The sequence below is a fragment of the Streptomyces sp. NPDC093510 genome, assembly GCF_040683555.1.
Taxonomy (GTDB): Bacteria; Actinomycetota; Actinomycetes; order Streptomycetales; family Streptomycetaceae; genus Streptomyces.
Genome location: NZ_JBFBEE010000057.1, coordinates 1 through 7,850 on the forward strand (window position 1 = coordinate 1; position 7,850 = coordinate 7,850).

General features: G+C 66.5%; 5 protein-coding genes and 1 pseudogene. 5 read left to right on the forward strand and 1 reads right to left on the reverse strand.

All coding sequences use genetic code 11. From position 1 onward, the window contains the following. Window positions 1-894: ALF repeat-containing protein (locus AB0N81_RS41830; protein ID WP_365368168.1), on the reverse strand; the 894-nt coding region annotated here is incomplete at its 3' end. A 417-nt stretch (window positions 895-1,311) separates the two neighbouring features. Here AB0N81_RS41830 and AB0N81_RS41835 point away from each other — a divergent pair. The 5 genes and pseudogenes from AB0N81_RS41835 to AB0N81_RS41855 all read left to right on the forward strand — a co-directional run bounded on the left by AB0N81_RS41835 (window position 1,312) and on the right by AB0N81_RS41855 (window position 7,656). After that, a complete protein-coding gene (locus AB0N81_RS41835; RefSeq protein WP_365368160.1) occupies window positions 1,312-1,851 on the forward strand; it encodes a hypothetical protein in 540 nt (179 codons plus the stop codon). Between the two features lie 88 nt (window positions 1,852-1,939). Beyond that, window positions 1,940-3,532: a trypsin-like serine protease gene (locus AB0N81_RS41840; RefSeq protein WP_365368162.1), complete on the forward strand. Its 1,593-nt coding sequence runs from the start codon at window positions 1,940-1,942 to the stop codon at window positions 3,530-3,532. 183 nt (window positions 3,533-3,715) lie between these two features. Then, window positions 3,716-5,572, forward strand: coding sequence for a trypsin-like peptidase domain-containing protein (locus AB0N81_RS41845; protein WP_365368164.1), 1,857 nt, complete (start codon window positions 3,716-3,718; stop codon window positions 5,570-5,572). A 1,492-nt stretch (window positions 5,573-7,064) separates the two neighbouring features. Continuing rightward, window positions 7,065-7,166, forward strand: a pseudogene (locus AB0N81_RS41850) (AAA family ATPase); the annotation flags it as partial. A 106-nt stretch (window positions 7,167-7,272) separates the two neighbouring features. Further along, window positions 7,273-7,656 carry a barstar family protein gene (locus AB0N81_RS41855; RefSeq protein ID WP_365368166.1) on the forward strand — a complete coding sequence of 128 codons (384 nt, stop codon included), beginning with the start codon at window positions 7,273-7,275 and terminating at the stop codon, window positions 7,654-7,656. Window positions 7,657-7,850: the final 194 nt, after the last annotated feature.

Below are 7,850 nucleotides of genomic sequence, written 5' to 3' on the forward strand. Positions count from 1 at the left end.
CGCGGCCCGGGCCGCGCCACTGGCCGCGGCCGCGGCGCGTCCGGCCGCGTTCGCCGCACGGACGGAGTCCTTCTTGGCCGCCGCGGTCTCCTCAGCGGCCTTCTTCGCAGCGTCCTTGGCCAGCCTGGACGCCTCCACCGCACGCGCAGAGGCGTTCTTGGCCTCCTGCGTCTCGCGCCTGGCGAGCTGCCCGGCCTCCTTGGCCTGCTGTGCCAGCTGCGCGACCGTGGCGTGCTCTTGGTCGCGGGAGCGGGCCACGTACTGGCCCACGTTCAAAAATTCCCGTACGTCCTCGACGCCGCCCTTGAGCGCGACCCTCGCGGCCTGCTTCGTCGCGGGGCCGCCGATGCTCATGAGCTGAACGATCCGCACGCGTTCGTCGGCCTCGCGCGCGGTGTACTGCCCGTCGTCGAGGAACTTCCTGACGTCGTCGATCGAGCCCTTCAGGGCGGCCCGCCCCGCCTCTTGGACCTCGTTGCCGCCGGTGCTCATGACCTGCGTGACCTGTACCCGCTGGTCCTTCTCCAGCGGGACCTTCCAGCCGTCCTTAAGGAACGCGCGGAGCTCGTCGGGCGATCCGTTCAGGGCGGTGCGCGCGGCAGCGCGGACTTCCTGTCCTCCGACGGCGGAGGAGATCTGGACGATGGCGACCCGTTCGTCGCTCTGTTCGGCGATCGGCTTCTCGCTGTCCAGAAACCGCCGTACGTCCCTGTCGCTGCCCATGAGAGCAGCTTCCGCCGCGGCTCTGACGCCGGGGCCGCCCTGTTTCCATGCCTCGACGGCCCGACCTCGATCGGTTGCCGGTATGGGGGTGACGATTTCCGGTTCTTCTCCCCCGCCCCGGTCGGTCGCATGGGCCGGACTGGTACCGAGAATTCCGGCCAGGAGTGCCATCGGAAGGATGACCGTACTCAGACTTCTCAAGCCGCACACGCTATACGGCCAGGTGTTCCCCGCCCAGTTCGAGCGCTTACTACGCCTCACGAAAAACCCTTCTTGTTCGTTGCGGATTGCCGCGAACGGCGACGTGAGAGTAGCGCTCCATTTGGTTTGTATCGAAGGTGACTTGACGGCGCACAAGAATGTAGATGGCGCATGCACGCGGAGGGGAGCCCTCGGGATCACGTTGCCCCCGACCACCCGTCGTTCTCGATTCGTTATCCCAACTTCACAGCCCTGTGCCGTGATTCATCTGCGTCCGTTAAGGGGTGTTACGTTGCTCTGGCCCCTTACGCGATGCTTAGCAGCGCTTCGCGGCTCTCGTCCGCCCAACACCGCTGCAGTCGCAACCCACTTGAAAGGAGTTCACTGGTGATACTTCGTGCGCGCAGAAAGCTGCTCGCCGGCGTCATCGGCATCACGATGGCCGTCGCGGGAGCTGCCACCGCGGCCGTCGCCCAGCCCGGAGGCCAACCAGCCGAGGCCGTCGCCCAGCAGAGCGGGACGAGGGTGACAGCCCCGCCCTCCGCCGTGGAGGACTTCGCCTACCCGGACGCCGCGCGGCTCCTCGAGGACAAGGGCATCACCCTCAAGCGCGGGGACGGCCACATCGTCCTGAGCGACTGCGCCGACGCCAACATCCTGGTGCGCACCACGCACACCAACGACGACGGAAACAAGTACTGCTTCAAGTCCACCGGCAAGAAGGGATACCTCAGCCTGGAGGTCCCGAAGGTGTACTCCGTCGATTCCGAGGGACCGGCATTCCAGGCCACCGTCACCTCCGAGGACGGAAAGAAGACCGTCCAGGTGGAGAAGGGCGGATTTCAGCCCGTCGGCACGGGAGATCTCAGTCCGGGGGCGAGCGGAAAGCCCGCGGTTCTGGTCGAGCTCCGCGTCAACGGTAATTGAGCGGGCGGCCCGGGTGAGTCGCGGCGTGCACCACGCTTCGCTCTCCCCGACAACCTCCGCTGTTCTTCTGTGATTTAGGGAATTAAACGTGCTTAGCAGACGTCCGCGTACCGCGTGGATGACCGGGCTTCTCGCCACCGCCGTCACGGCCGGTGCCATGATCGCCGCCCCCGCCCAGGCAGTGGGGGGCGGAGCAGCGAAGGACGGCACCTACGCCTTCACCGCCCAGCTCGACATAGGCGGCGGCCACCGCAGTTGCTCGGGTGCGCTGGTCGACAGGCAGTGGGTGATATCCGCCGCGAGTTGCTTCGCCACCGACCCCGCCAAAAGCTTCAAGGTCTCCGAGGGCGCGCCGAAGTGGAAGACGACGGCGACCGTCGGCCGGACGAACCTCACCGGTTCGTCCGGCACCGTGGCGAACGTCGTCGAGCTCGTCCCGTACGAGGGCCGCGATCTGGTGATGGCGAAGCTCGACAAGCCGGTGACCGGCGTCACACCGGTGGCCCTGGCGACCTCCGCGCCCGCCAAGGGCGACAGGCTGCGGGTCGCGGGCTACGGCCGCACCCACGCCGTGTGGGTACCCGACAAGCTGCACAGCACCAGGGTCACGGTGGACTCGGTGCAGGGCTCCTCCCTCGGCCTGACCGGCGACGACCCTGCCACGGCGGCCGTCTGCAAGGGCGACACCGGCGGCCCGGCGTTCCAGGAGAGCGACGGCCACCCGGAGCTGGTCGCCGTCAACAGCACCTCCTGGCAGGGCGGGTGCGTGGGCACCGACCCCGCCGAGACCCGCAGGGGCGCCGTCGACAGCCGCGTGGACGACATCAACGCCTGGGTGCAGAAGGTCAGTTACCGTACGGCCTTCCCCAACGCCCCGTGGAAGTACGCGGAGCACATCGCCTCCGGGTACTTCACCGGCGGTTCGGCCGGCGGGACACGTCACATGGACATGATTGTGCGCTGGATCGACGGCGAGGTCACCCTGTATCAGGGCGCCGACGACAAGGACGCTCGTCACCCCTTCTCGGCCGAGTACCGCATCGCCGCCAAGAACAGTGTCTTCAAGCACGCCAAGCAGATCACCGGCGCGAGCTTCGGCGGCGGGTCCGACGGGCTGATCGTGCGCTGGGTCGACGGCGAGCTCACCCAGTACACCCACGTCGACAAGAAGGGCCTCCACGGCGAGAAGAAGCTCGCCCCCGCCAAGAACAAGACGTGGCCGTACGCCGAGCAGATCACCGCCGGCAAGTACACGGCCAACGCGCAGCGCGATGACCTCCTCGTGACCTGGGCCGACGGAGAGGTGTCGCTCTACACCGACGTCAACACCAACGCTCTGCGCGGCGAGAAGACTTTGCTGAAGCCCAACAAGACCTGGCCGCACGCCGACCAGATCACTGCGGGCGAGTTCACCGGCAAGAAGACCGCGGACCTCCTGGTCCGCTGGTCCGACGGCGAAGCCACCATCTACCCGGGTGTGACCACCGGTGGCTTCCATGGCGAGACCAAGATCAGGCCGGCCAAGTCGGCCTGGAAGTCGGCCACCGTGGTCAACACTGGTGCCTTCGTCGCCAACGAGCGGCCGAACGATGTCCTCGTGCGCTGGGCCGACAACAGGCTCGGCCTCTATCCGGGCGTCGACGCGGCCGGCACGCACGGCGAGGTCAAGCTCGTCGGCTGAGCGACGCCGTCGCTGCAAGGCAACCGCGCGGGGCCGGTGTTCTCGACACCGGCCCCGCGCACACTCCTCCGGGCCTCTCCCGCTGCCCGCCGCTTCCCCGGCACGTAAGCCGGTACGTAAGAAGGAATGCAAGCAGTGCCTCTCACGAGACGAACACTATGGTTGCGTGCCGCCCTGCTAGGCATGAGCGCCGCGATCGCTTTCACCACCCCGGCGACGGCCGCACCCGTGTCGGCACCCGCTTCCGCATCCGTGGGCAGTGCTCCGGCCACCTCCCGAACCTCCGGCACCACTCCGGACGTCACCCAGGAGGCGATGCGCGAGGCACGGGAAGCGGAGCGCTACTGGAGTCCTGAGCGCATTCGTGGTGCCGTCGCGATCGGCGTCAAGGACAAGAAGATCAAGGGCGATGAAGCCAAGGGTGATGAAGCCAAGGGCGACGAGGCCGAGCCCGGTGGGCGGCAGAAGCGTTCGCTGAGGGCGCCGAGCAGGCCGACGACCCAGGGCATCGCCTCGGTGGGCGTGTTCCTGATCCGGGGCGACGACGGGGCGGCGACCGCCGATCAGTTCTGCAGCGCGAGTGCGGTGGCCTCGCCGACCAAGAGCCTGGTCATCACGGCGGCGCACTGCCTCAAGGGCGACCGGCGCAACCGCAGCATCGCCTTCGTCCCCGGCTACCGCGCCGGGGCCGCCGAGGCGGGCCAGGTGGGCGAAACCCCGTACGGCGTCTTCCCGGTACAGCCGGGCAAGATCTGGATCGACGGCCGCTATCTGCAGTCGACGCCCAGCGACGACGTGGACTTCGCCTTCCTCCGCGTCGGCCCGAACGCCCGGGGCCAGCTCTTGGAGGACGCGACCGGCCGCGGGAACACGCTCACCGTGGTGGACTCCGCTCGTCTGGCACGCAAGAAGGTGACGGTCGCCGGATACCCCGGCGGTAAGAGGACTCCGTTGCAGTGCACCAATGACACGACCGCGTTCCACGGCCGATTCATGGAGATCCAGTGCGACGGATTCCGTGCGGGGGTCAGCGGAGGCCCGTTCCTGGAGAACTTCGACGGCCGCCGCGGGAGCCTCGTCGGGGTCATCGGCGGTTACAAGACCGGCGGGCTCTACGACCACGTCTCCTACACCTCTCAGTTCGACGACGATGTTTTCCGCCTCTACCGGCAGGCGGTCGGCGACGCGCCGCCGGACGAAGCAAGCGTCCTCGGCGACGCCAGGACCTGGCAGCGCGCCAAGGCCATGACTTCCGGACAGTTCCATACCGCCTCGGTGCGCGACGCAATCAGCGACCTGGTCGTCCGCAGGAACGACGGCGAAGTCACCCTGTACCGCGGCAACGGAAAGTTCGGGTTCGGCAAGCAGGTCCGGCTGATCGGGCCCAACGGCACCTGGAAGCACGCCGAGGTGATCACCGCCGGAGACTTCACGGGCTCCGCCGCGTACGACCTCTTGGTGCGGTGGTCCGACGGTGAACTGACCCTCTACAAGGACGTCGACGAGAACACCAAACTCCGCAACGAAATCCAGCTCCGGGGCCCGAACAACCTCTGGAAGAACGCGAAGTCCATCACAGCCGGTCACTTCGCGGCAGCCGGCACCGAAGCCGACGACCTGGTGGTCCGCTGGTCGGACGGCGAGCTCACGCTCTACCCCGGCGTCGACGCGAAGGGCACGCACACCGAGCGGAAGCTCATTGCCCCGAACAAGACCTGGACGCACGCGCGGGACATATCGGCAGGCAGCTTCGGCAACTCCTCCTCCGGACAGGATCTTTTCGTACGCTGGTCCGACGGCGAGGTCTCGGTCTACGAGAACATCGCCGCCAAGTCCCTGAGGTCCGAACACCGGCTCCGCCCCGCGGGCTCCCCCTGGCGCCAGGCAACCCTGAGCACCGTCGGCGCCTTCGGCGGCGGCACCGCCCGCGAGGACGACGTCATGGTCCGCTGGTCGACCGGAAAGCTGGCCGTGAACGCCGACACCACCCCCAGCTCCCTGTCCCGTGAGCACGCCCTTGTCTCCAACCCGGGTGGCTGACGCCGTCTCTGATGAGGGCAGGGTCACGGTCTGAGCTGTGCCCGTACGTCCGGGGACCGTTCTAGAAATATCTTGGGTTCGGTTCTTGAGATCCCGTCCGATCGAGTCGATCTGGCGGGATCTTACGGTTTTTGGAGGCAATTCGAGGATCGGCCGGAGTCGGGGAGGTCGGGGACGGCCTTGGGGGGCTTCGGAGGTGACTTCCGGGGGTGCCCGTGTCACTTGGATCAAGGGGTGAGCGAGGTTGGTGGTTGGTTGAAGGCGCCGTCGCGGAGCATCGCGAAGAGGACGTCGGCCAGGCGGTAGGCAAGGGCAGCGGAGGGCTTGGTGTCCTGGGTGAACCCCGAAATGAGGTCAACCTCCCTCGGGTTCGCCTTGAGGAGACGAGGAGCTTGGTCTGCTGCGGCGGACAGACGCAGGCGAAGTTCCGAAGCCGCTTCCACAGGACCTGAGATGCGGCCGTCGCCCGGAGCTGCTCACGGACCCAGCGGCGGAAATCCGCAGGGCTCAGGGAACTTCGGTCACAGAAATTCGTCGCGAAAAGGAGAGAACGAGCAAACAGGCACACCCAGCACAACGTGAAACACGATGCCCAGTAAAGCCCCACCACATTCGTGCCACCTGGAGCGGACCGGAAGCATGGAGGAAGCATCCAAGGCGTTCAGTTCGCCCGGAAAATTCCCATGCCGCGTGCCCCGCATCAGCCACAGCACCCGCGTCGTCAGCACGCCCCTGCGCCGGATACGACACCGGCCACCCCGGGTACAACGGAGGCGACGAAGCAAGCTGCAAACGTTCTTTACCAGTCAAACGAAGAGGCCCCGCGGGATCACCGGCGAATCACCAACCCCGTGGACACCCTCGCACCCAAGGCTATCGAACTGGACGTAAGCGTCCGCACTGGACTGGCTGGACGCCCCGAGACGGATTTGCCTACCTGTGCCATGTGGGGCCTGGGCCTACGTCAGCATCGAAGAGCAAGGTCCGGACCAGGGGCGGACCAAAGCGCTCCCCTACCAAGTACTTCCATCCGTTTTTGCAGGTCAGGAACGGTGAAATGCCGCGTACCACCAGCAGACGAAGAACCTACTGGTGTCGTACTCGCCGAAGAAGCTCGGCTTCTTCTAGAGGCATGAGAAAAGGCGCCTGAACTGGGCTTCTCCCTGTCAGGCGCCTTCCACTCGGCCAGACCACAGCGTGGTCCGCAATATGCAGCCCTTCCCAGAATCCCCCCGCCGGTGTCCCGCTCCTGACAAGTAGTTCCGGTCTACTCCCGGCCCAAGCCCCGGCCCACCCCGCAGGCGTCGCCCCTTGGCTGACTCGGTCCCGGTTGGCCGGCCTGGTTCCGGAACAGTCGACCGTACGGTGCCACACACGTCGGCAAACCCATGTACTCATCGGGCGGTTCCCCTTTGTGCGCAGTCGATATCGGCTTCGAACGCCTACTGTCCACCGACCCCGCAGTACTCGCTACTGAAGTATTCCGACTTTTCTCGGCTACATCGAACTCGACCGGCACGGAGCTGAGCTGCTGTTCCTGGTGCTGACCGGGCGCGAGGAGAGGAAGAGCGTCGCGATCGTTTTCGACGAGTCGGTTGCCACAGCGCACATGTTTCGGCGAACCCTTGCGAAGTGCTGCCTGAACAGCACTGATTCAAAACGGATGGGCAGGCCGCCAGGCCGGACGCAACCTGCGGGCTGTGACGGTGAGATACGTGTTGGACGGCAGCCAGGTCAAGACACTGGAGGACTTCTGGCGGGTCGTCGGCGAGAGCATCGGCTGCGGCGGTTACTTCGGCCGGAACCTTGATGCTTTCGCTGACTGCCTCCGGGGTGGCTTCGGGACACCGGACGACGGCGACTTCGTGATCGAGTGGCGTGACCACGAAGCCTCCCACCAGTGTCTGGGATACCCGGAGACTGCTCGGCAGCTCGAGATGTGGCTCGCCCGCTGCCATCCGACGAACAGGGCGCGTATGGCTGCCAGGTTGGCGGAAGCCCGTGCTGGACGTGGCCCGACCGCCTTCGACTGGCTGGTCGAGATCATTGAAGACGAACTGCCGGGGGGCCTGCGCCTTCGTTAGAGGTGGCGCAGTTACTGAGCTTGTGGGCGTGATGTCGGAGGGGCTGACAGGTGGTCTCAGTCGCGGTACGCCGGAACCATGAGGTATCCACAAGGCGGCGGCCTGACGGCCGAACGACGGTCCTTTCGCGAGGGTGTTCGCCTGCAGGCCGCCAACATGTTCGCCGCGGGTGACGACAACTCGGTGGTGGCGAA

Bases quoted from the DNA above. Each gene is read 5' to 3' on its own strand.
- AB0N81_RS41845 (WP_365368164.1), top strand. From the start codon at position 3,716: ATGAGCGCCGCGATCGCTTTCACCACCCCGGCGACGGCCGCACCCGTG.